The 19,959-nt window shown below is 60.6% G+C and carries 22 protein-coding genes; 13 read left to right on the top strand and 9 right to left on the bottom strand.

Features of this window, described 5'->3' with window-relative positions:
* Nucleotides 1-381: 381 nt before the first annotated feature.
* Together KGB03_RS22520 and KGB03_RS22515 are read right to left on the bottom strand one after the other, a co-directional pair.
* Nucleotides 382-1,512, bottom strand: coding sequence for a P1 family peptidase (locus KGB03_RS22520; protein ID WP_192410682.1), 1,131 nt, complete (start codon nt 1,510-1,512; stop codon nt 382-384).
* 187 nt (nt 1,513-1,699) lie between these two features.
* Complete coding sequence (locus KGB03_RS22515; RefSeq protein WP_111448807.1) at nt 1,700-2,803, bottom strand: polyamine ABC transporter substrate-binding protein; 1,104 nt, start codon at nt 2,801-2,803, stop codon at nt 1,700-1,702.
* Between the two features lie 111 nt (nt 2,804-2,914).
* Here KGB03_RS22515 and KGB03_RS22510 point away from each other — a divergent pair, with 111 nt between their 5' ends.
* The gene (locus tag KGB03_RS22510; protein ID WP_223529042.1) at nt 2,915-3,688 is read left to right on the top strand and encodes a helix-turn-helix transcriptional regulator; all 774 of its coding nucleotides are present in this window, start codon (nt 2,915-2,917) and stop codon (nt 3,686-3,688) included.
* A gap of 131 nt (nt 3,689-3,819) precedes the next feature.
* Here KGB03_RS22510 and KGB03_RS22505 read toward each other — a convergent pair whose 3' ends face one another.
* On the bottom strand, nt 3,820-4,755 hold the full coding sequence (locus KGB03_RS22505) for a class I SAM-dependent methyltransferase (RefSeq protein WP_223529039.1): 936 nt from the start codon (nt 4,753-4,755) through the stop codon (nt 3,820-3,822).
* Nucleotides 4,756-4,921: 166 nt separating this feature from the next.
* On the opposite strand from KGB03_RS22505, the gene KGB03_RS22500 reads away from it, so the two are divergent.
* The 6 genes from KGB03_RS22500 (at nt 4,922) to KGB03_RS22475 (ending at nt 8,441) form a co-directional block, all read left to right on the top strand.
* A complete protein-coding gene (locus KGB03_RS22500; protein WP_223529036.1) occupies nt 4,922-5,542 on the top strand; it encodes a cytochrome b/b6 domain-containing protein in 621 nt (206 codons plus the stop codon).
* Nucleotides 5,539-6,324, top strand: a complete 786-nt coding sequence (locus KGB03_RS22495; protein WP_223529032.1) for a molybdopterin-dependent oxidoreductase — start codon at nt 5,539-5,541, stop codon at nt 6,322-6,324. The genes KGB03_RS22500 and KGB03_RS22495 overlap by 4 nt, the downstream gene beginning before the upstream one ends.
* 71 nt (nt 6,325-6,395) lie before the next feature.
* On the top strand, nt 6,396-6,692 hold the full coding sequence (locus tag KGB03_RS22490) for a pentapeptide MXKDX repeat protein (RefSeq protein ID WP_111448802.1): 297 nt from the start codon (nt 6,396-6,398) through the stop codon (nt 6,690-6,692).
* A gap of 182 nt (nt 6,693-6,874) precedes the next feature.
* Nucleotides 6,875-7,282: a response regulator gene (locus KGB03_RS22485; protein WP_223529029.1), complete on the top strand. Its 408-nt coding sequence runs from the start codon at nt 6,875-6,877 to the stop codon at nt 7,280-7,282.
* Nucleotides 7,283-7,447: 165 nt separating this feature from the next.
* Entirely contained in the window at nt 7,448-7,660 is a 213-nt protein-coding gene (locus tag KGB03_RS22480) for a DUF1059 domain-containing protein (protein ID WP_192410688.1), read from the top strand.
* Nucleotides 7,661-7,772: 112 nt separating this feature from the next.
* The gene (locus KGB03_RS22475) at nt 7,773-8,441 is read left to right on the top strand and encodes an HAD-IA family hydrolase (protein WP_223529027.1); all 669 of its coding nucleotides are present in this window, start codon (nt 7,773-7,775) and stop codon (nt 8,439-8,441) included.
* Nucleotides 8,442-8,542: 101 nt separating this feature from the next.
* Here the strand turns inward: KGB03_RS22475 and KGB03_RS22470 are convergent, their stop codons facing one another.
* Nucleotides 8,543-9,202 (bottom strand): methyltransferase family protein, encoded by a 660-nt coding sequence (locus KGB03_RS22470; protein WP_223529024.1) that lies wholly within the window; start codon nt 9,200-9,202, stop codon nt 8,543-8,545.
* 45 nt (nt 9,203-9,247) lie between these two features.
* Nucleotides 9,248-10,195: a GlxA family transcriptional regulator gene (locus tag KGB03_RS22465; protein WP_218536178.1), complete on the bottom strand. Its 948-nt coding sequence runs from the start codon at nt 10,193-10,195 to the stop codon at nt 9,248-9,250.
* Nucleotides 10,196-10,318: 123 nt separating this feature from the next.
* On the opposite strand from KGB03_RS22465, the gene KGB03_RS22460 reads away from it, so the two are divergent.
* Both KGB03_RS22460 and KGB03_RS22455 read left to right on the top strand, forming a co-directional pair.
* The gene (locus tag KGB03_RS22460; protein ID WP_223529021.1) at nt 10,319-11,110 is read left to right on the top strand and encodes an SDR family NAD(P)-dependent oxidoreductase; all 792 of its coding nucleotides are present in this window, start codon (nt 10,319-10,321) and stop codon (nt 11,108-11,110) included.
* A 67-nt stretch (nt 11,111-11,177) separates the two neighbouring features.
* Nucleotides 11,178-12,110 (top strand): pyridoxal-phosphate dependent enzyme, encoded by a 933-nt coding sequence (locus KGB03_RS22455; RefSeq protein ID WP_192410693.1) that lies wholly within the window; start codon nt 11,178-11,180, stop codon nt 12,108-12,110.
* Nucleotides 12,111-12,162: 52 nt separating this feature from the next.
* Here KGB03_RS22455 and KGB03_RS22450 read toward each other — a convergent pair whose 3' ends face one another.
* The 4 genes from KGB03_RS22450 to KGB03_RS22435 all read right to left on the bottom strand — a co-directional run bounded on the left by KGB03_RS22450 (nt 12,163) and on the right by KGB03_RS22435 (nt 15,650).
* Nucleotides 12,163-12,480, bottom strand: a complete 318-nt coding sequence (locus KGB03_RS22450) for a DUF2388 domain-containing protein (protein WP_111449117.1) — start codon at nt 12,478-12,480, stop codon at nt 12,163-12,165.
* 123 nt (nt 12,481-12,603) lie between these two features.
* On the bottom strand, nt 12,604-12,954 hold the full coding sequence (locus tag KGB03_RS22445) for a RidA family protein (RefSeq protein ID WP_111448796.1): 351 nt from the start codon (nt 12,952-12,954) through the stop codon (nt 12,604-12,606).
* 28 nt (nt 12,955-12,982) lie between these two features.
* The gene (locus KGB03_RS22440) at nt 12,983-14,227 is read right to left on the bottom strand and encodes an NAD(P)/FAD-dependent oxidoreductase (protein WP_223529018.1); all 1,245 of its coding nucleotides are present in this window, start codon (nt 14,225-14,227) and stop codon (nt 12,983-12,985) included.
* Between the two features lie 4 nt (nt 14,228-14,231).
* Nucleotides 14,232-15,650, bottom strand: a complete 1,419-nt coding sequence (locus KGB03_RS22435) for a PLP-dependent aminotransferase family protein (RefSeq protein WP_123366441.1) — start codon at nt 15,648-15,650, stop codon at nt 14,232-14,234.
* Nucleotides 15,651-15,998: 348 nt separating this feature from the next.
* Between KGB03_RS22435 and KGB03_RS22430 the strand changes: the two genes are divergently transcribed.
* The 4 genes from KGB03_RS22430 to KGB03_RS22415 all read left to right on the top strand — a co-directional run bounded on the left by KGB03_RS22430 (nt 15,999) and on the right by KGB03_RS22415 (nt 19,958).
* Entirely contained in the window at nt 15,999-17,432 is a 1,434-nt protein-coding gene (locus KGB03_RS22430; protein ID WP_223529015.1) for an amino acid permease, read from the top strand.
* Nucleotides 17,433-17,515: 83 nt separating this feature from the next.
* Nucleotides 17,516-18,481, top strand: coding sequence for a transporter substrate-binding domain-containing protein (locus tag KGB03_RS22425; RefSeq protein WP_223529013.1), 966 nt, complete (start codon nt 17,516-17,518; stop codon nt 18,479-18,481).
* A 16-nt stretch (nt 18,482-18,497) separates the two neighbouring features.
* Nucleotides 18,498-19,274, top strand: coding sequence for an amino acid ABC transporter ATP-binding protein (locus tag KGB03_RS22420; protein WP_111448791.1), 777 nt, complete (start codon nt 18,498-18,500; stop codon nt 19,272-19,274).
* Nucleotides 19,275-19,277: 3 nt separating this feature from the next.
* The gene (locus tag KGB03_RS22415; RefSeq protein WP_111448790.1) at nt 19,278-19,958 is read left to right on the top strand and encodes an amino acid ABC transporter permease; all 681 of its coding nucleotides are present in this window, start codon (nt 19,278-19,280) and stop codon (nt 19,956-19,958) included.
* Nucleotide 19,959: the final 1 nt, after the last annotated feature.

Genomic DNA, 19,959 nt, shown 5'->3' with positions numbered 1-19,959 from the left:
GGCTTGCTCGCGAAGGCGTTTGATCATTCAACATCAATATCGACTGGCCCGCCGCCTTCGCGAGCAAGCCCGCTCCCACAGGCTCTAGCTCAACTGAAGAATGTCTTAAGTGAACAGCATTAGCTCCCACAGGGGATTTTTGTTGTCTTTTAGATAGCGCAAAGCCCGGCCAAATGCCGGGCTTTTTCTTGTCTGGAAATCGTGCAGATAAAAAAGAGCCTCAAAGCTCTTTGATGGGGAGGAAGAAGAGCCCTCGAGGCTCAAGATGCGCATGAAACAAGTGGTGAGCTTGGTAGGGGTTCATTTCACTCACCACTTACGCAACGGCTTGAGTCAACAAGCGGCTGCGTAGAATCATCGTAGAAAGTTGGGGGTTGGCGCTCAAGTACCGCTAGTCGAATCCCCTGGCCACCCGGCCCGGCGCAAGGCGTTGAGCAGCGTCCCGGCGTCCAGTCCCGGCACTGCATGGCCATTGCCTTCGGCGGTGTCGGAGGCCAGCAAGGCATTGATGATCGCTTCCTCCACCGCTTCGGTGGCGGCCAGGAACAACTCGCTGATGTGGTCGTTGTTGACCATGCTCAGGTTGTCGGTGGTCGGCGCACGCTTGCTCTCGTAAGCAGCCGGCGGCACGTGCTGGTTGCCGGTGGCGAAGGCGATGAAGATGTCTCCGCTGTGGTCTTCATTGCCGCCGCCGGTGCGGGCCAGGCCGAGGCTGGCGCGCTGCGCGAGGCGCGTGCACTGGTGCGGCAGCAACGGCGCATCGGTGGCCAGGCAGACGACAATCGAGCCCATGCCCGGATGCGGCAAGGACGCCTTGAGGAACGGCGAGTCGGCCTTTTCCATGTAACGCCCGACCGGGTAGCCATCGACGCGCAGTTCGTTGCGGATGCCATGGTTGGCCTGGACGATGGCGCCGACGGTCCAGCCGCCCTGAGCACTGTTCAGACGCCGCGAAGCGGTGCCGATTCCGCCCTTGAATTCGTGGCAGATCATGCCGCTGCCGCCGCCGACGGCGCCTTCGATCACCGGACCACCCACCGCCGTGCGCAGGGCTTCGTCCACATGTTCTGGCTTCACATGGAAACCGTTGATGTCGTTGAGCAGACCGTCAAAGGTTTCCAGCACCACTGGCATGTTCCAGTAGAGTCGCCCGTCATCGGGCTGGTTCTGGCGATCCAGCGTCACCAGCGCATCGCGCACCACACCCAGGCTGTGGGTGTTGGTGAAGGCGATCGGGCTGGTCAAAAGGCCTGCTTCGCGAATCCACTCAAGACCGGTCGCATCGCCGTTACCGTTGAGCACATGGACGCCGGCAAAGCATGGTTGCAGGCTGGTGGAACCGGCACGCGGTTCGATCACGGTGACGCCGGTCAGGATGTCGCGGCCGTTCGCCGTGCGTCCTCGCACATTGCTGTGGCCGACCCGGACGCCGGGCACATCGGTGATGGCGTTGAGCGGACCGGGTTGCAGTTGGCCGAACTGGATGTTCAGGTCGCGGGCACGTGGTTTCATCGTTTCTCTCATCTCATGGCAGAAAAAGTGGGCCAGGTTGGGCGCGGAATCTGTGGGAGCGGGCTTGCTCGCGAAAGCGGTGTATCAGGCAAGATGAGGTCGACTGACACTCCGCCTTCGCGAGCAAGTCGGATCGCCGCACCGCCGCTCCCACATTGGATTGCGTTTGGCTGACGGGTATCTGGAGTTACTGGCCGTTTTTGACTTTGCTCCAGATCCGCGTGCGCACGCGCTCGGTGGCGGGCGGCAGAGGCTGAAGGGTGAATAACGTGGCCATGGCTTCGGCGGACGGATACACGGCCGGATTGTTGCGGGTCGCTTCGGCCACCAGCGGCGTCGCGCTGCGGTTGCCGTTGGGGTAGGAGAGGTGATCACTGACCGGCGCGATGACTTCAGGGCGCATCAGGTAGTCGATGAAGGCCAAACCCTGTTCCGGGTGCGGCGCGTCCTTGAGCAATACCAGGGTGTCGAACCACACCGGCGCGCCTTCCTTCGGCAAGCTGTAGGCGATCTTCACGCCGTTGTTCGCCTGCTCGGCAGTGTTCTTGGCTTCCAGCATCGCGCCAGACCAACCCACCGCCACGCAGATGTTGCCGTTGGCCAGGTCGCTGATGAACTTGGACGAGTTGAAGTAGGCAATGTGCGGGCGCAGCTTGAGCAGCAGAGCCTCGGCCTTTTTGTAGTCTTCGGGGTTGGTGCTGTTGGGTGGCAGACCGAGGTAGTGCAGGGCGACCGGCAGCATCTCGGCCGGCGAGTCGAGCATGGCCACGCCACACTGACCGAGCTTGGCCAGGTTCGCTTCGTTGAACACCAGGTCCCAGGAATCCACCGGCGCCTTGTCGCCCAGCGCGGCGCGGACCTTGTCGATGTTGTAGCCGATGCCGTTGGTGCCCCACAGATACGGCACGGCGTACTGGTTGCCCGGATCGTTGTGGGCCAGTTTCGCCAGCAGGTCAGCGTCCATGTTTTTGAAGTCGGGCATCTGAGCGTGGGGTAGAGGTGCAAGGGCGCCGGCCTTGATCAGGGTCGGCAAGCTGAAGTTGCTGGCCACCACCACGTCGTATCCGCTGCGGCTGGTGAGCAATTTGCCCTCCAGCACTTCGGCGCTGTCGAAGGTGTCGTAGACCGGTGCGATCCCGGTGTCACGCTTGAAATCCTGCAGGGTCGTGGGACCTATGTAGTCATACCAGTTGTAGACGTGAACCGTCGGGCCGTCGGCGGCAACCGCCGATAGCGAGACCGACAGACAGGCGCCCAGTCCAAGATTGAAATGCGAGCGGTGACGACTCATGATGCGGCACTCCTGGCCTGCTGCAGGCCGGTGATGATCAGGTGCTTGCAGCGTATCGGTCGGGAGTGGACTCACCCATTCCCATCATGGGTTACTCGAAAGGGGTAGGGCGTGGACGCGTTGTTGAAAGAGTTGCCGGTGCACCAGGGGCTGGCGCGGGTCTTTGGTGCCTTGGGCCAGGACGGGTTCTGGCGTGCGCTGGTCGACACGCTGCGGCTGCTGGTGCCGATGGACAACGCGTTGGTTGCGGTTATGCGGGCCGGGCGGGTGCCGCGCCTGCTGATCGATTTCGACTCAAAGGGCGGTGCTGCCGAGCATGAAGAACTGGCGGACTACAGCGCCGGCATGTACCTGCTCGATCCGTTTTATCAGGCCGCTTGTGCCGGCATCGCCGACGGCTTGCACAGTCTCGAATCGGTGGCCCCCGACCAGTTCCAGCAGAGCGAGTACTACCTGAGCTACTTCCGCAGCGTGGTGGGCGGCGACGAGTTGCAGTTCATGGTCAACGTCGAGGGCGCCGTGCTCGGTTTGTCGTTGGGACGCTCGACGCGATTCACGCTTGAGGAACAGGGCCGCCTGCTTTGCGTGCGCGATTGGGTGCTGGCGGCGATGCGCCGTCACCTGCAATTGATGCCCCCGGAAGGACCGGCCACCGAGGCGGTGGCCGGAGATCTGGCGACCCTGCTGGATCGCTTCGACGCGCGCCTGTCAGTGCGGGAAATCGAAACGGCGCGCCTGATTCTTCAGGGCTTCTCAAGCAAGGCCATCGCCCAGCAGATGGGCATTTCCCCGGAGACGGTGAAGGTGCACCGGCGCAATCTCTATCACAAGCTCAATGTGAATGGGCATGGTGAGTTGTTTGCGTTGGTGTTGCAGCCGCGTTGACTGGGTACATCTGAGAGAGATTGATCGGTTTTCAGGCCCTCTTCGCGAGCAAGCCCGCTCCCACAGGGGATTTGTGAACGACACAGAACCAGTGTGGGAGCGGGCTTGCTCGCGAAGGGGACGACTCGGACTTACTGCCGAAACACCAACGCCTTCAACCCGCATTCAACATCGGCATCGGGAAATTCCGGCGGATTGTCCAGCCGTTGCTCGAACCGCAGGCTCGGGGCTTCGCGGGTGACGCCGTCGATGAGGAAGTCCGCGCCAAACGCCGGATCGTTCATGCACGCCAGCACCGTGCCCTGAGGGCTGAGCAATTCCGGCAGTCGGCGCAGCACGCGCTGGTAGTCCTTGGTCAGCAGAAAACTGCCTTTCTGAAACGACGGCGGGTCGATGATCACCAGGTCGTAAGGGCCCTTGCCGATCACCTTGCCCCAGGATTTGAACAGGTCATGACCGAGGAACGTCACCTTGCTCAGGTCGTGGCCGTTGAGCCGGTGATTGTCGCGACCACGGCTCAGGGCCGGGCTGGACATGTCCAGATTGACCACGTGCGTCGCCCCCCCTTCGATGGCCGCTACCGAGAACCCGCAGGTGTAGGCGAACAGATTCAGCACGCGCTTGCCCTGGGCGTTGGCCCGCACCCAATCGCGGCCGTAACGCATGTCGAGGAACAGGCCGGTGTTCTGTTTGCGGCCCAGGTCCACCCGGTAATGCAGGCCACCCTCGGTGATCGTCATCTCGTCGATCGCGTCCCCCAACAGCCACTCGGTGGTGCTTTGCAGCAGGTAGCGATGTTGCAGCAAGAGCGTATGCGCGCCGGATTGCGTCCACGCCGGCGATTGCATGAGGTCCATCAGCTTGTGTTTCAACGCTTCCAGCTGCGACGCTTCAGGTTCCTTGAACAGCGACACCAGCACCACGCCCTGCAACCAGTCGACGGTCAATTGCTCCAGCCCCGGCCAGCACCGGCCACGGCCGTGGAACAGCCGGCGGGTTTCGGCGGGGGCAGTGGCCAGGGCCGTCAGTAAATGGTCGTGGAGGGTGGAGAGGGCGTCAGCGTTCATCGGGCAGGGCCAGCAATTTGTTGGGGCGGCATTTTAACCACAATTGCAGTGCAAGGACCGCTGCATGGCACCGAGAGTTATCACGTTTAATTTAACTTTACGTGAGGATTTGGCGATCTGTCGGCTTGCATAATCGGCTCCAACGATCAACCGCCGGGAGCCCATCATGTCGCAGTTACCTGCTTCACCCACAGTCAGCAGCCATCCCCGCTGGCTACGGCTGACCCATTGGCTGAACGCCCTTGCGGTGCTGGTCATGGTGACCAGCGGTTGGCGAATCTATAACGCTTCCCCGCTGTACGATTTCAGTTTTCCCAAAACGATCACCTTGGGTGGCTGGCTCGGCGGCGCATTGCAATGGCATTTCGCGGCGATGTGGTTCCTGGCCATCAATGGCCTTGTCTACCTGATCATCAACCTCGTCAGCGGTCGTCTGAAACGGCGCTTTTTCCCGGTTTCGCCTAAAGGTGTCCTGCATGACCTGTGGGCGGCATTGCGGGGCCGATTGGGGCATGCCGATCTGAGTCATTACAACCAGGTGCAACGGGTGGCGTACCTGTTCGTGATGGTCGACATCACGCTGCTGGTGATTTCCGGGCTGGTGTTGTGGAAGTCCGTCCAGTTTCCGCTGTTGCGTGAACTGCTGGGCGGTTACGAAGGCGCGCGGCACGTGCACTTCATCGCGATGTCGCTGTTGGTGGCCTTTGTCGCGGTTCACCTGGTGATGGTCGCACTGGTTCCCAAAACGTTGTGGGCCATGATTGTCGGTCGCAAGGAGGTCGTATGAAAAAGCGCAATCAAGGCTCAGGCCTGGACGAGTCGTCCATCCTGACAGACGCCAGAAAGATTCTCGCCCCGCAGATCGAGGACCGCTCACGACGCTCGTTCCTGTTGCGTGGCCTGACCCTCGGCGGCGTGGCCATGTTGTCCGGCTGCAACCTTACCGACAACGAGAGCGTCGAAACCGCGTTGTCCTCCATGTCCCGCTTCAACGATCGGGTGCAGGGCTGGCTGTTCAATCCCAACGCTCTGGCACCGACTTATCCCGAGTCAATGATCACCCGGCCATTTCCGTTCAATGCCTTTTACGGCATCGACGAGGCGCCGACGGTGGAGGAAGAGAGTTATCGACTGGAAGTGACCGGCATGGTCGCCGACAAGCGCAGCTGGCGGCTCGAAGAACTGCGCGCCATGGCCCAGACCGAGCAGATTACCCGACACATCTGCGTCGAAGGCTGGAGCGCAATAGGGCGGTGGGGCGGCGTGCGGTTCAGCGACTTCCTGAAGCGAGTCGGTGCCGACACGGATGCCAAATATGTCGGCTTCAAATGCGCGGACGACTACTACACCAGCATCGACATGGCCACCGCACTGCATTCGCAAACCTTGTTGACGCTGACCTATGACGGCGCGGTGCTGCCTCGCCAGTACGGCTTCCCGATGAAGCTGCGCATGCCTACCAAGCTGGGCTACAAGAATCCCAAACATATTCAGGCGCTTTTCGTCACCAACACCTATCCGGGTGGCTACTGGGAAGACCAGGGCTACAACTGGTTCGGTGGCAGCTGATGGCGCCTGGCCACTTCACTGCGCAGCGCCCGCTGCGCTCATTCGCAACCTGTGCTTCAAGGAGTTCCATCATGAAAAAGTTAGCGACCACCGTACTGTCCATGTGCCTGGCGTTTGGTGCCGCCAGCGTGTTTGCCGCCGATGCAACAACCACTAACGGCATGAGCAACGACAGCATGAGCAAGGATTCAATGTCCAAAGACGCCATGCAGAAAGACACGATGAAAAAGGACGCCATGTCCAAGGACTCCATGAGTAAGGACGCGATGAAGAAAGACACCATGTCCAAGGACGCCATGAGCAAGGATGGAATGAAGAAGGACGCGATGTCCAAGGACACCATGAAAAAAGACGCGCCGTCGTACTGATCAAAATCCCCTCCTGCAAGGCCGCACCCTGGTTTGCAGGCGCCTATACAGCGCTGTATAGGCGCCTGATTCATCGCCCGGTTGTATCAAAAATGAATTTCCGCGAAGTCCGCTGCTCATACCTGATAGGTAGCGGATTTGAGCCCGCGAAATCATTTTGGCAATCAGGGAGTGGCACAGTCATGAGACCAATATCGGCGGCGGGCGAACATCTCACTGGCGGGTTGATTCTTGTGGTTGAGGACGACCCGTTGATCCTGGAGTTTCTCTGCGAAATTCTTCAGGAGGAAGGGTTTGTGGTTGAACCGCATGTGAGCGCAGACGCTGCATCGGAATATCTGGAATTGCATGCACAACAGGTGGGTTTGTTGCTCACGGACATCACCATGCCAGGCAAACTCAACGGCGCGGACCTGGCCAATCTGTTTGGCGACCGCTGGCCCGAAAAACCGATCATGATCATGTCCGGTTTTGAAACGCCGGAAAGCTCCGGGGTCAGGCATTCGGTGGCATTCATCAAGAAACCGTGGGCGCTCGGGCAGTTGCTGGACTGCGTGGAAGTCGCCTTGAAGTCGAAAAGTACCCTGTAGAACCAAACCACTACAACCTGTGACGATGCGCCTTATGGCGGGCCTATACTTCAAGAGTCGGCACACTCGGTGCGACCTGCAATCGTGTTTGATGTCTGGGTTGGCGCGTCGAGTGATCGTTCACGCAGGCCACGGCCTGCCTTTCGTCGTAGGGAGGAGAAGATCATGGCGCGTAAATACATCGACTGCCGCGAGTTTCCAAGTGATGCCAAATGCTCGGTCGCACTGTCCGCAGACTCTGAAAACGAACTGCTCGAGGCCGCCGCACAGCATGCGGTCAGTGTTCACAAGCACACCGACTCACCGGAACTGCGTGCTCAACTGAAAACGATGTTTCACGACGGCACCCCGCCTGTTGAAGCACCGCGTTCCGCTTAGCAAGGACATCCTCTGCAGGAGTTGCCGAAGGCTCGAGCCGCGTTCGGCAGCTCCTCGCAAATGCTACATTGTTCGGCGAACCCGCCTGGCACTTGCGAGAGGAAGCTCCCCCTTGTCTGCTCAAGAATCTGTCTTCAACACCCCGTATCGCGCTTTTCTGTTTGATATGGACGGCACCGTCCTCAACTCCATCGCCGCTGCCGAACGGATCTGGGCGACCTGGGCCTTGCGCCACGGCGTCGATGTCGATTCATTTCTGCCCACCATCCATGGCGTTCGCGCCATCGACACCATCAATCGTCTGGCCTTGCCCGGGGTGGATGCCGAAGCTGAAGCGGCGTTCATCACCGAGGCGGAAATCGAGGATGTCGAGGGGATCATCGAAGTGCCTGGCGCGGCGAGTTTCCTGAAGTCGCTGCCCGCCAACCAGTGGGCGATCGTCACCTCGGCGCCGAAGGCATTGGCGTTGCGGCGGATGGCGGCGGCGGGTATTCCAGAGCCTTCGGTGATGGTCACTGCCGAAGACGTCAGTGCCGGAAAGCCTGATCCGGCGGGCTATCGACTGGCGGCCAAGCGCTTGGGCGTTGAACCGGCCGATTGCCTGATTTTCGAAGACGCCACCGTAGGCATCCTCGCCGCCGAGGCGGCGGGCGCAGGCTTGATCGTGGTGACCGCGACCCACGACCATCCGCTCCAGACCCCGCACGCTACATTGGCCAGCTACGACTCGGTCGAAGCCCGAACAGACGCCGACGGTCTCATCCGCCTGCAACAAATCTAATGTGGGAGCCTGCTCGCGATAGCGTCAGCACAATCAGCATTGATGTGACTGAAAGATCGCTATCGCGAGCAGGCTCGCTCCCACATTGGGGTTGTGTTGTTTCAGTAAACCCCGGGAATCAACCGCCAACTGCGGGCGCAGTAAGCCTCGTATTCGCTGCCGAACTGCGTCCTTAACAGCGCTTCTTCGGCGTGAATGCGGGCGATTAGCGGGATTAGCGTCAGCGCGGCCAGCAACAGGCCAACGCCGGAGCGAAAAGCCAGTGCCCAGCCCACGGCAGTGATCATCAGCCCCAGATAACTGGGGTTGCGCAAGGTGCGATAAATCCCGTCGGTGACCAGCGTGTGCCCCGGCTGAATCGCCACCAGCCCACTGAAACGCTTGCCCAGCACAAATACCGGCCACAGGCGCAACGTGCCGCCGATGATGAACAGCAACGCCCCGAGCCAGCGCACACCTTCGCCACCAAAGGTCCAGAAATCGATCCGGTCGGTGTAGGCCGGCAGGTACCCGCTCAATAAACCAATCACCCCGAACGCCGGCAGCACCCAACGATTGGCCCGGTCTTCCCGTTCGCCGGAACTCAGGTTGACCTCGGTGAACAAGGACGCGATGGCCATTACCAACGTGGCAAGCACGATGACCACCAGCGGTGCATGAGAGAAAAACGCTGAGAACCCGCCAAGCCCCCACACCGCGAGCCCAAGGTAGGCGAGGGTGGAAACAATGGCGAAAAACGCCAGTTTGGCCGAGATTTTCATAAGCACCTCATGCTGATTCTGTTCAGTTTAGAGGCCCTGCGCCCCTCACGCGTTCAACCCGGCCCTGGCATTACGCCGAATCACCTGCGGCGGCTGTCCGAACGCCCGAAGGAAGGCTTCGCGCATGCGGCGACAGTCGCTGAAACCCGACTCTTCGGCGATCTGATCGAGGGTCAGTCGCCCGCGTTCCAGCATCTGCCGTGCCGTTTCCAGGCGCAGGTTCTCGATGGCTTTGGCCGGTGATTGGCCGGTTTCTGCCCGGAAGGCCCGGCTGAACTGCCGAGGGCTGAGGCGTGCGACGTCTGCCAGTTGCTCCACCGACAACGTCTCGGTGAGGTGTTCTCGCGCATAGCCAAGGACGGTTTGAATACGGTCGGATTTCGCTTCCAGTTCCAGCAGCGCCGAGTGCTGCGACTGGCCGCCCGCGCGGCGGTGGTACATCACCAGTTTCTGCGCCACGGAACGGGCCAGTGCGGCGCCGTAATCCTTTTCCACCATGGCCAGCGCCAGGTCGATGCCGGCGGTCATCCCGGCAGAAGTCCAGATCGAACCGTCGACGACGTAGATGCGGTCTTCTTCGACTTTGATCGACGGAAATCGCGCTTGCAGCTCCCGAGCATAAGCCCAATGGGTGGTGGCGCGCCGTCCGTCGAGCAATCCCGCCTGGGCCAGGACGAACGCCCCGGAGCAAATCGACGCCGTGCGCCGTGCGGTTTTAACGCTGTCGCGCAGGTAAGTCAGCACGCCCTCGGGTGCCTGCTCGAGGATGGCATCGCCACCCACCACAATCACCGTGTCGAACACCCGCTCACCAAAGGCCTCGGTGCCGACGCTCAGCCCACCGGAAGCGCGCAATGTGCGGCCGTCTTCGGACAATACGCTGACGTCATAAAGCGCTTCGCCAGCGCTGAAGTTGGCGTACTCGAACACCGGCATGGCCGCCAGCGCCATGGACTGGAACCCTTCAAATACTACAAACGCCACGGAAGTCATCGAGATGTCCTCAAAAGGTCATGTCCGAAAAACGTACTTTAAACGTCATTTGAGACGAGCGTTAGACCCTTTATAACGGTTCACACCCGGCGAAGTTATCGCCTCACTGCGAAGGAAATCGACATGGCTCTCTCATCCAAAGGTACTGCTCTGATCACTGGCGCTTCTTCGGGCATCGGCGCGGTGTATGCCGACCGTCTCGCCCGGCAAGGTTACGACCTGATTCTGGTCGCCCGCAGCCAGGCGAAACTGAACGCCCTGGCCAACCACCTGAGTAACGAAACCGGTCGCGCCGTGGAAGTGGTCACCGCCGATTTGAAAGACAAGGCCGACGTGCGGCGGGTCGAAGAAATTCTACGCTCTGACGCCAGTATCACCCTGTTGGTCAACAACGCCGGGGTCGGCGCTGTCATGCCGCTGCTCGGCAGCCCGGTGGATGACATGGAAGACATGATCACCCTCAACGTGACCGCGTTGATGCGCCTGGCTTACGCAGTGGCGCCAGGCTTCGTCGCTCGCGGCACCGGGACGGTGATCAATATCTCCTCGATCGTTGCCATCGCCCCGGAAATTCTCAATGGCGTGTATGGCGGGACCAAGGCGTTTGTCCTCGGCCTGAGCCAATCGATGCACCGCGAGCTGGCCGACAAAGGCATTCGGATCCAGGCCGTCTTGCCCGGCGCCACCGCCACCGACTTCTGGAGCGAGGCCGGCAACCCGGTGGAAAACTTGCCGCAAGAGATCGTGATGTCTGCCCAGGACATGGTCGATGCCGCGCTGACGGGTCTGGCGCAAGGCGAAGTGGTGACCATTCCGGGCCTGCACCAAGGCGACCAGTGGGACGCCTACGAAGCCCGGCGCCAGACGCTTTCAGGCCTGTTCGGCAACTCCACGGCCGCACCGCGTTATCGCTGAATCGGTAGCCTCCGGGCAGGGTGAACTAAGCTTGGATAAGGACCGTTCACCCTTGAGGAGCACCCCCATGCTTCACATCAGAACGCCGCTGATTCTGCACCCGGGCCTGTCGACGCCGGCCCGGCGGATCTGGCTCAAGCTGGAAAACCTGCAACCCAGCGGTTCGTTCAAATTGCGCGGCATGGGTCTTTTGTGCAGTCAGGCAAAGGCGCAGGGCAAACGCAAAGTCGTCTGTCCTTCCGGCGGTAATGCCGGGTTCGCCACCGCCGTGGCTGCCGCCAGCCTGGGGTTGAAAGCCTGCATTGTGGTGCCGAACACCACGCCGGAAACCACCCGCGCACGGATCAGGAAAACCGGTGCCGAGGTGATCGTCCATGGCAAGGTCTGGGACGAAGCCAATCTACGGGCCAAAGAACTCGCGCAAGGCGCGGACACCGAATACGTGCCAGCCTTCGATCACCCGGTGCTGTGGGAAGGGCACAGCACGATGGTCGATGAAATCCTCGAAGATTGTCCTCAGGTCGATGCCGTGGTGACGTCGGTAGGGGGTGGTGGTTTGCTGGCGGGCATTCTTACCGGGTTGATTCGCCATGACCGCATGGACTGCCGGATCATTGCTTGCGAAACCCAGGGGGCGGCATCTTTTGCCGCCGCGATCGCTGCCGGGCATCCGGTCAGACTGCCGCGGATCGACACCGTTGCCACTTCGCTTGGCGCTGCTCAGGTAGCCGCTTGGCCGGTGCAGCACATCCTCGATTTCCCGCATGAATGTGTCGTGCTCAGCGACGACGAGGCGATCATGGGTGTGGTGCGTTATGCCAACGACCTGCGTCAGTTGGTCGAACCGGCGTGCGGCGTTTCGTTGGCGATTGGCTACCTGGACCATCCGGCGATTGCCGAGGCCCATGATGTGGTGATTGTGGTGTGCGGCGGCGTGAGCATCAGCGCGCAACTGGTGGCGGGTTGGGCGCGACTATCCACGAGTGCTGAAGCAAGGTAGGGCTGCAAACGCTATCCGGGTGCTGCGAGCCCCACCGCTACTTTTTCAGCCTTTATTGACCTGCAGCTACGCCTTCCTGGACGAGGATTGCTCTGGCCAGGTCTTCGTCGCTGGCGTTGAGGCCGGGATGTTCCTGACGAATCTGCTTTAAGTACGACTCCAGATAAACACCACGAATCGCGCCGCCACTGGCGACGAAGCTGGAGGCGTCATCCCGGGCCGGAATCATGAGTTTGTGGTCCTTGAAGGTCGAGTACAGCGATGCGGAAACCCCGGCTGACGTGGCGACATCGCCCGCATCCACTTTGGCCATAGCGGAGCCGAAGGGTAAACACAGCAAAAGGGAAGAGATGATAATCAGACGGCGCATGACGGTGTCCTCGGAAAGCATGAAGCAAAAAAAGGAAGTACCTCATAGTCTAGGATGCGTGGCGGTCGTCAGGAGTTCCCTATCGATGCGTGATCAGTCCAATGCCTGCCTCTGAAAAAAAACTCAGTCCCTCGCTGCACACACGATGATCTCCACCAATAACGCCGGATCAGCGAGCTTGGCTTCGCCGCAAGCGCGGGCCGGAGCATGGCCTGCCGGTACCCAGGCATCCCACACGGCATTCATCGCCTCGAAGTCCGCCATGTCGGCGAGCCAGATGGTGGTTTGCAGCAGTTGTTGACGGGTCGAACCGGCTTCCTTGAGCAGGGCATCGACCCTCGCGAGAGCATCGCGGGTCTGGTCGGCGACATTGTGGCGCGATTCGCCGACTTGCCCGGCCAGGTACACGGTGTTGCCGTGGATAACGATCTGGCTCATCCGTGGGTTGGTGTGTTTGCGCTCGATTGTTTGCATCAATTGCTCTCCTGTGAAATGGCGCCGCTCAGAAGCGTTGCACTGAAAAACTGTCCAGCCATTGGGGGGCCTTGCCGGCGATGCAGTCGGCGACCAACTGACCGGTTGCCCCGGCCAGCGTCAGGCCCAGGTGCTGGTGACCGAAGGCGTAGATCAGCCGCGGTTCATTCGGTGACGGGCCGATGACCGGTAACGAGTCGGGCAGGGAAGGGCGGAAGCCGAGCCATTTGCGCGCGACCGGTTCTGTCAGGCCCATGACGCGGCGCACGTGTCGTTCCAGATACTCAAAACGCTTGGGATTGGCCGGGTCGTTGATCGAACCGAGCTCCACCGTGCCCGCCACCCTCAGGCGGCCGGCCATGGGCGTCATGTAGAACGCACTTTCCACCGGGCAGCAGGGGCGGTTGAGCAAGGTGTCTTGCAAGTCGAATTCGATGTGATAACCGCGCTCGGTATCCAGCGGAATGTGATCCCCGACCTGGCGTGCCAGCGCCGTCGACCAGGCGCCGCCGCACAGCACAACCCTGTCGGCGCGGTAGGTCTGACCTTCGGCGCTGCGCAGGTGCAGGCCATCGGTCTGGCGTTGCACACCAGTGATCGTTGCCTGACGCAACGCGCCTTCGGTAATCAGCGGCGCGGCCAGCGCTTCAATGAAGGCTCGCGGGTCATCCATGTGGGACGACTCCGGGAACAGAATGCCCGCCACCGTTTTACCCGCGAGGGCTGGCTCCAATTGGTCCACTTCGGCCGAACTCAGTACCTGTTGCGCGATGCCCAGGGATCGGCGCAACTCGATGGCCGCTTGGGCGCCGGCAAAACCTTGTTCGGTGCCGTAGGCATAGAGGCAACCGTTGTGACGCAAATGCTGATCAGCCTGCGGGCAGTCGGCCAGTAACGGCGCGTAACCGCTGTAGGTGTGCTCGAGTATTTTGGTCAGGGCCAGGGTGTTGGCTTCGCAGCGCGAAGCGCGACATTCATTGAGAAACCGCAACAGCCAAGGCATCAAACGGGGCAGACGCGCCCAGTTGATGACGAAGGGCGACTCCGGCGAAAACAACAGCGACGGAATCGCCTTCAGCAGCGATGGCTGCGCAATCGGCATCACACCGTAAGGCGCGAGAGTGCCGGCATTGCCGTAGGACGCCCCCGAGGCAATCGCGTCGCGCTCGAGCAACAACACCTGGTAACCCTGGCGGCGTAGCCAGAGGGCGGTCGCCACCCCGACAACGCCGGCGCCGATAACGGCAATTTCGCAATGAACTGGCTGTGTCATGTCCTCAGATCCGGTTGTGCATATAGAGATGACCCTGGCGCGCCAATTGGCTGATAACCCCCAGGGCTTTGATCAGCTGCTCCCGTGACAGGGCTGCCGAGATGTTGATGCGCACCGCTTGCGGTGAGAGCTCCGGACGCAAGGTGAAGGCGCCTCCGGCGAGCAGCACCACACCGCGGTCCTGGCACAGACGGGCGAAACGCGAGCCGGTCCAGGGTTCCGGCAGGACCAGCCAGGCGTGGGTGCCAGTGGCGCTGTGCTGGAATTCCAGACCTTCAAGGTGAGTGGCGAGCAGCGCCTGGCGGATCCGCAGTTCTTCGCGTTGTTCCGAGACCAGTTGGTCGGCATGACCGTCCTCGATCAACCGGGTGGCGATCAGCGCCGTCAGCGGCGAGGTGCTCCAGCAGTCGATGCGCTGCATGGCGGCGATGTCTTGCACCAGCGGCTGAGGGGCCATGACAAACCCCATGCGCAACCCCGGCGCGATGCATTTGGACAGGGCGGAAATATAAATCGTGCGCTCCGGCATCAGTGCCGCGAAAGCGGGCGGCGATTGATCCAGCAGCGGCCGATACACGTCGTCTTCAATGACCAGCAGGTTGGTTTGCCGAATCACCGCGGCCAGTTCTTCGCGGCGCTCGGCGTCGAGGGTAATGGCGGTCGGGTTATGGATCGACGGCACCAGAAACAACAGCCGTGGCTGATGTTCGGCGCAGGCCAGGCGCAAGGCTTCGGGCGACATGCCGCGAGCGTCGGCATCGACGCCGACCAGGATCAGACCCAACGAGCGGCACAAGGCATTGATGCCTTGATAGGTCACGCTGTCGGCCAGCACCGTATCGCCGCTGTTGGTCAGGCTGCGCAAGGTATTGGCGATGCCATGCTGGGCGCCTTCGACGATCAGCATTTGCGAGGCCTGAGCCTCGACGCCGGTATGACGCAACCATTGCGCGGCGGCCTCACGGGCCCAAAGCGGGCCTTCGGACGGGTGATAGTCCTTCATGTCACCAAAGCGCGGATCGCTGGAAAGTCGCGGCAGCAACTGCGCCAGCACCCGATTGAAACCGTCGGTGGCCGGGCGGTTAACGCTCAGGTCGACGGTCCCCGGATCATTGCTCGGTGCTGACTGGAATTGGGCGGCCGGATGCCGTGGCTGCGCGACTTGCGTGCCACGCCCCGGACGGCTTTCCACCAGACCTTTCTGCTGCAACACGGCCATGGCTTTGGTCACCGTGGTGATGTTCACCCCCAGCGCACTGGCGAACTCGCGATGAGGCGGCAGGCGCTCACCCGGCTTGAGCTTGCCGTTGCCGATCGCCTCAGCCAGTGAATCGGCCAATTGGGCGTACAGGGTTCCCGCTTTGTCGCGCTGCAAAGCCGCGTTGGCTTTCAGTTCGTCCAGCAGTTGTTCGAATTGACTCATGGTGCTTTATCCCTGCTTGTCATGCTTGTAGCAAGACAATAAGCAAATTTGTATTGCTTTTTATCCGATACAAAGCCCATTGACAAGCTAAAAAACCGTGATTAGTGTGTGAGTTGTAATGCTTGTCATGCAACACAATAAGAAAATGGCTGCCATGCTCAGCCCAACGGGTACGCACATGACTAACGAAACGCTCCAGCCGGGTTCGCCCTCGGCGTCCCGGCACCACCGACTGTTCAGCCTGTCCGCGGGCGGCACAGAGTATCCGGTGTGTTGTCCCCCTCGTGCAAAGTCTTCGATGAAATTATCCGGTCGATCGACCCCACCCAATAAAGCGGAGGTCATCCAATGAACCACGCCCACCCAACCGATACAAAACCCGGTCAACAACGCCTCAGCGGGGCCTTGCGCCAGCGCCATATCACCATGATTTCCCTCGGCGGGATCATTGGTGCAGGCTTGTTTGTCGGCAGTAGTGCAACGATTCAGGCGATTGGACCGGCGGCGTTTCTGAGTTATCTCGCTGCCGGCATCGTGGTGATGCTGGTCATGCGCATGCTCGGCGAAATGGCCGTGGCCTTGCCCGGCGTCGGCTCCTTTACCGAATACGCACGCATTGGCCTGGGCAATTGGGTCGGATTCACCAGTGGCTGGTTGTACTGGTATTTCTGGGTGATCGTGGTGGCGGTGGAAGCCGTGGTGGGCGCCAACATTCTCCAGCAATGGATACCATTACCGGCGTGGATCATCGGTTTGAGCCTGTTGGCGATCATGACCGCCATCAATTGCCTGTCGGTGAAGTCCTACGGTGAATTTGAATACTGGTTCGCGTCATTGAAAGTGTTCGCGATCATCGTCTTTATCTTCGTGGTCGGCGCCTACCTCTTCGGTTTCGCCCCGAGCACCAGCGACCTGTTGGGCAACCTGGTGAATGACCGCGGGTTCATGCCTTACGGGGTGAGTGCGATTCTGGCCGGTGTGCCGACGGTGATCTTTGCCGTGGGCGGTGCGGAAATCGCGACCATCGCCGCCGCTGAATCCGACGATCCCTCGAAGAACGTGGCGAACATGACCCGTTCGGTGATTTTCCGGGTCATCACGTTCTATGTCGGCTCGATTTTCCTGATCGTTTGCGTGGTGCCCTGGGGGCAGATTGTTGCCGGTCACTCGCCGTTCGTGGCGGCGCTTGAAGTCATGCACATTCCTGGCGCGGCGATGATCATGCAAGTAGTGGTGCTGGTGGCCGTGCTCTCGGCGCTGAACTCCGGATTGTACGTGTCTTCGCGGATTCTGTTCGGCCTCAGTCAGCGCGGCGATGCACCGGCGAAACTGTCGACCCTCACCGGCCGTAAAGTGCCAAGGGCTGCCGTGCTGCTGAGCAGCGTGATCGGCTATATCGCGATCATGGCGGCGATCATTTCTCCGGAAGGCGTGTTCCTGTTTCTGGTCAACGCCTCCGGTGCGGTGATGCTGTTCGTGTACCTGGCGGTGGCGCTGGCGCAGATCAAGGTTCGCCGTCAGGTAGAAGCCACGGCGCCGGCCCGACTGACCCTGAAAATGTGGCTGTTCCCGTGGCTGTCCTATGCTGTGGTGGCAGTGATTGCGGGTGTTTTGGTCGCCATGGCGTTCCAGGATTCCTTGCGTACGCAGTTCCTCGCCAGCCTCGTCAGTCTCGGCGTGGTTTCCGCTGCGTACCTGGTGCTCAAGCGCCGTCGCCAGCAGGTCAACAAGCCCCACGTCAACGCCATCGACATTCTGGCGGGCTTGTCGACACGGTCATAGAACACAGGGAAATCCAGCCACGGACGGCGATTGAGTTTTAAGGCTTGTACCGGTCAAAACAACAATTTGCCCATAGGTGATCTATGTCCGACTTCAAGTTTGATTCCCAAGGTTTTTCCCGACGCGGTCTCCTCAAGGCCACTGGCTACGGTTCGTTAGCGGCATTGGCGGCAAGCGCAATGGGCCCGATGTCCTTCGCCTTCGCGGCCGGGAAACCGATCAAGACCGTGCGCGAGGGCTACCTGACCGCGGCGTGCCTGGGCGACATGCCCCTGGGGGCGTTGCGCGAAGGCGTACCCGTCGGCACCGATCTGGAATTGCTGAAAATCATCGCCGACCGTCTCGAGCTCAAGCTCGATGTGCTGACCATGGGTTTCCCGGCGGTGGTGGAAGCCGTGAGATCAGGGCGCGCCGATTGGTTCGGTGGCAACTTCGCCTGGAACCCGATGCGCTCCAAAATCCTGCTGTTGACCGACCCAGTGTTTTACACCGGCGCCTACGTGATCATGCGCGACAATGAGCCGTTCGATACCGTCATCACCGTGAACGACGTGAAGGGCCGCACCATCGGCGCCATCACCGGCTATTTCACCATCCCGGACATGAAGAAAATCGACGGCGTGAAGGAGGTCAAACTCTACGACAACACCGACTCCTGCCTGCGCGATGTGCGTGCCGGTCGCCTGGATTTTGCCGTGCTGGATGCCCCGACCATCGACTACATGATCCTTCAGGACCCGAGCCTCAAACTCAAACAGATCCCGATGTCCTACGATGAAAAATTCCCCAGCCTGACCGCCAAGTTCGAGGCGATCTGGGGCGTCCATCCGCAGCACCAGGATCTGTTCGACGGCATCAATCAAGGCCTGCGCTGGCTCAAAGCCACGGACCAGATCAAACCGATCCTCGCCAAATACGGGATCAAGAACCCCGATTACCTCGTGCCTCCGGCCAAGGACCCGCGCATCGGTGTCGACCGGGACGAGCAGGGCAACCTCATCGGGCCGTTCAAGCATCAACCGCGAGATTTCAGTCAGGCCTTTGCCTGAGTCGAGGATATAGCTCATGGCTGAATCAACCCCACTGGTGCGCATCGAAGGGCTCTACAAGTCCTTCGGCAGCCTGGACGTTCTCAAAGGTATCGACCTCAACGTGCAGCAGGGTCAGAAGATCTCGCTCATCGGCCCCAGCGGGTCGGGCAAGACCACCTTGTTGCGCTGCGTCAACTACCTGGAAGAACCGACCAAAGGCGACATTTACATCGATAACGAACTGATCGGCCAGCGTCTGGTGGGCACTCGAAAAGTGCCCATGAGCGACAAGGAACTGGCACGCATGCGTACCGAGATCGGCATGGTGTTCCAGCGCTTCAACTTGTTTCCGCACCTCTCGGTACTGGACAACATCATCCTCGGCCCGCTCAAGGTGCAACAACGCAGCCGCGCCGAAGCGGTGGAACTCGCCGAGGACCTGCTGAACAAGGTGGGGATGTTTGCCAAACGTGACGTGTACCCGGAACAGCTCTCGGGCGGGCAACAGCAACGGATCGCCATCGCCCGGGCGCTGGCGATGCAGCCCAAGCTGATGTTGTTCGACGAGGCCACTTCGGCGCTGGACCCGGAACTGGTGGGTGAAGTGCTGACGGTCATGCGCAAACTGGCGGAGGAGGGCATGACGATGATTATCGTGACCCATGAAATGCACTTCGCCGAAAGCGTCTCCGATCAGGTGATTTTCATGGCCGACGGCAACATTGTCGAACAGGGGCCGCCTCGGCAGATTTTCCGCGAGAGCCAGATCGAACGCACCCGCTCCTTTATCCGCGCTGTGCAGGAGCACTGATCGATGTTCGATTCCATTGCACTGAACAAAGCCATCGAAATGCTCCCGTACTTTTTGAATGTGCTGGGCATCGGTGCACTGACGACTGTCGGTCTGACGGCTGCCGCGTTTGTGGTCGCGACGCTACTGGGGTTTTGCCTGGCGTTGATGCGACTCTCGCGCAGCCGAGTATTGAGCCTGATTGCCAGTGCGTACCTGGAGGTGTTTCGCAACATACCAATCCTCACCCAGCTGTTCATTCTGTACTTCGGGCTGACCTACATTGGCATCACCTTGCCGGCCATCGGTGCGGCGATTATCGGTTTTGGTCTGAACGGTGCGGCGATTCTTTCAGAAGTGTTCCGTTCGAGCATCCGCACCATCGATCGCGGACAAAGTGAAGCGGCATATTCCATCGGCATGACCCGCTCCCTGGCGATGCGCATCATCGTGCTGCCCCAGGCGTTCAAGGTCGCGATTCCGGGGATGGCCAACTTCGCCATCGGCCTGCTCAAAGACACTTCCCTGGCCTCGGCGGCGGCGGTGCCGGAGCTGACCTTCAAGGCGAAAATGCTGGTCAGCGAAACCTACCAGACCAACCTGATTTACTTCCTGTTGGCGACCATCTACCTGGTGTTGAGCCTGGTACTTTCCCACTGGGCGGCGCGTACCGAACGCCGTCTCAAAGTCGTCAAGGAGAACTGAT

Origin of the sequence: Pseudomonas sp. BF-B-26 (assembly GCF_019956495.1) — a bacterium.
Taxonomy (GTDB): domain Bacteria; phylum Pseudomonadota; class Gammaproteobacteria; order Pseudomonadales; family Pseudomonadaceae; genus Aquipseudomonas.
The sequence above is the reverse complement of the archived record's forward strand: the minus strand, read 5'-3'. Positions and strand labels throughout refer to the sequence as shown.

Bases quoted from the DNA above. Each gene is read 5' to 3' on its own strand.
- KGB03_RS22485 (WP_223529029.1), top strand. From the start codon at position 6,875: ATGAGACCAATATCGGCGGCGGGCGAACATCTCACTGGCGGGTTGATT.
- KGB03_RS22420 (WP_111448791.1), top strand. From the start codon at position 18,498: ATGGCTGAATCAACCCCACTGGTGCGCATCGAAGGGCTCTACAAGTCC.
- KGB03_RS22425 (WP_223529013.1), top strand. From the start codon at position 17,516: ATGTCCGACTTCAAGTTTGATTCCCAAGGTTTTTCCCGACGCGGTCTC.
- KGB03_RS22480 (WP_192410688.1), top strand. From the start codon at position 7,448: ATGGCGCGTAAATACATCGACTGCCGCGAGTTTCCAAGTGATGCCAAA.
- KGB03_RS22490 (WP_111448802.1), top strand. From the start codon at position 6,396: ATGAAAAAGTTAGCGACCACCGTACTGTCCATGTGCCTGGCGTTTGGT.
- KGB03_RS22450 (WP_111449117.1), bottom strand. From the start codon at position 12,480: ATGCGCCGTCTGATTATCATCTCTTCCCTTTTGCTGTGTTTACCCTTC.
- KGB03_RS22440 (WP_223529018.1), bottom strand. From the start codon at position 14,227: ATGACACAGCCAGTTCATTGCGAAATTGCCGTTATCGGCGCCGGCGTT.
- KGB03_RS22435 (WP_123366441.1), bottom strand. From the start codon at position 15,650: ATGAGTCAATTCGAACAACTGCTGGACGAACTGAAAGCCAACGCGGCT.
- KGB03_RS22515 (WP_111448807.1), bottom strand. From the start codon at position 2,803: ATGAGTCGTCACCGCTCGCATTTCAATCTTGGACTGGGCGCCTGTCTG.
- KGB03_RS22415 (WP_111448790.1), top strand. From the start codon at position 19,278: ATGTTCGATTCCATTGCACTGAACAAAGCCATCGAAATGCTCCCGTAC.
- KGB03_RS22495 (WP_223529032.1), top strand. From the start codon at position 5,539: ATGAAAAAGCGCAATCAAGGCTCAGGCCTGGACGAGTCGTCCATCCTG.
- KGB03_RS22445 (WP_111448796.1), bottom strand. From the start codon at position 12,954: ATGCAAACAATCGAGCGCAAACACACCAACCCACGGATGAGCCAGATC.
- KGB03_RS22470 (WP_223529024.1), bottom strand. From the start codon at position 9,202: ATGAAAATCTCGGCCAAACTGGCGTTTTTCGCCATTGTTTCCACCCTC.
- KGB03_RS22505 (WP_223529039.1), bottom strand. From the start codon at position 4,755: ATGAACGCTGACGCCCTCTCCACCCTCCACGACCATTTACTGACGGCC.
- KGB03_RS22500 (WP_223529036.1), top strand. From the start codon at position 4,922: ATGTCGCAGTTACCTGCTTCACCCACAGTCAGCAGCCATCCCCGCTGG.
- KGB03_RS22465 (WP_218536178.1), bottom strand. From the start codon at position 10,195: ATGACTTCCGTGGCGTTTGTAGTATTTGAAGGGTTCCAGTCCATGGCG.
- KGB03_RS22520 (WP_192410682.1), bottom strand. From the start codon at position 1,512: ATGAAACCACGTGCCCGCGACCTGAACATCCAGTTCGGCCAACTGCAA.
- KGB03_RS22430 (WP_223529015.1), top strand. From the start codon at position 15,999: ATGAACCACGCCCACCCAACCGATACAAAACCCGGTCAACAACGCCTC.
- KGB03_RS22460 (WP_223529021.1), top strand. From the start codon at position 10,319: ATGGCTCTCTCATCCAAAGGTACTGCTCTGATCACTGGCGCTTCTTCG.
- KGB03_RS22455 (WP_192410693.1), top strand. From the start codon at position 11,178: ATGCTTCACATCAGAACGCCGCTGATTCTGCACCCGGGCCTGTCGACG.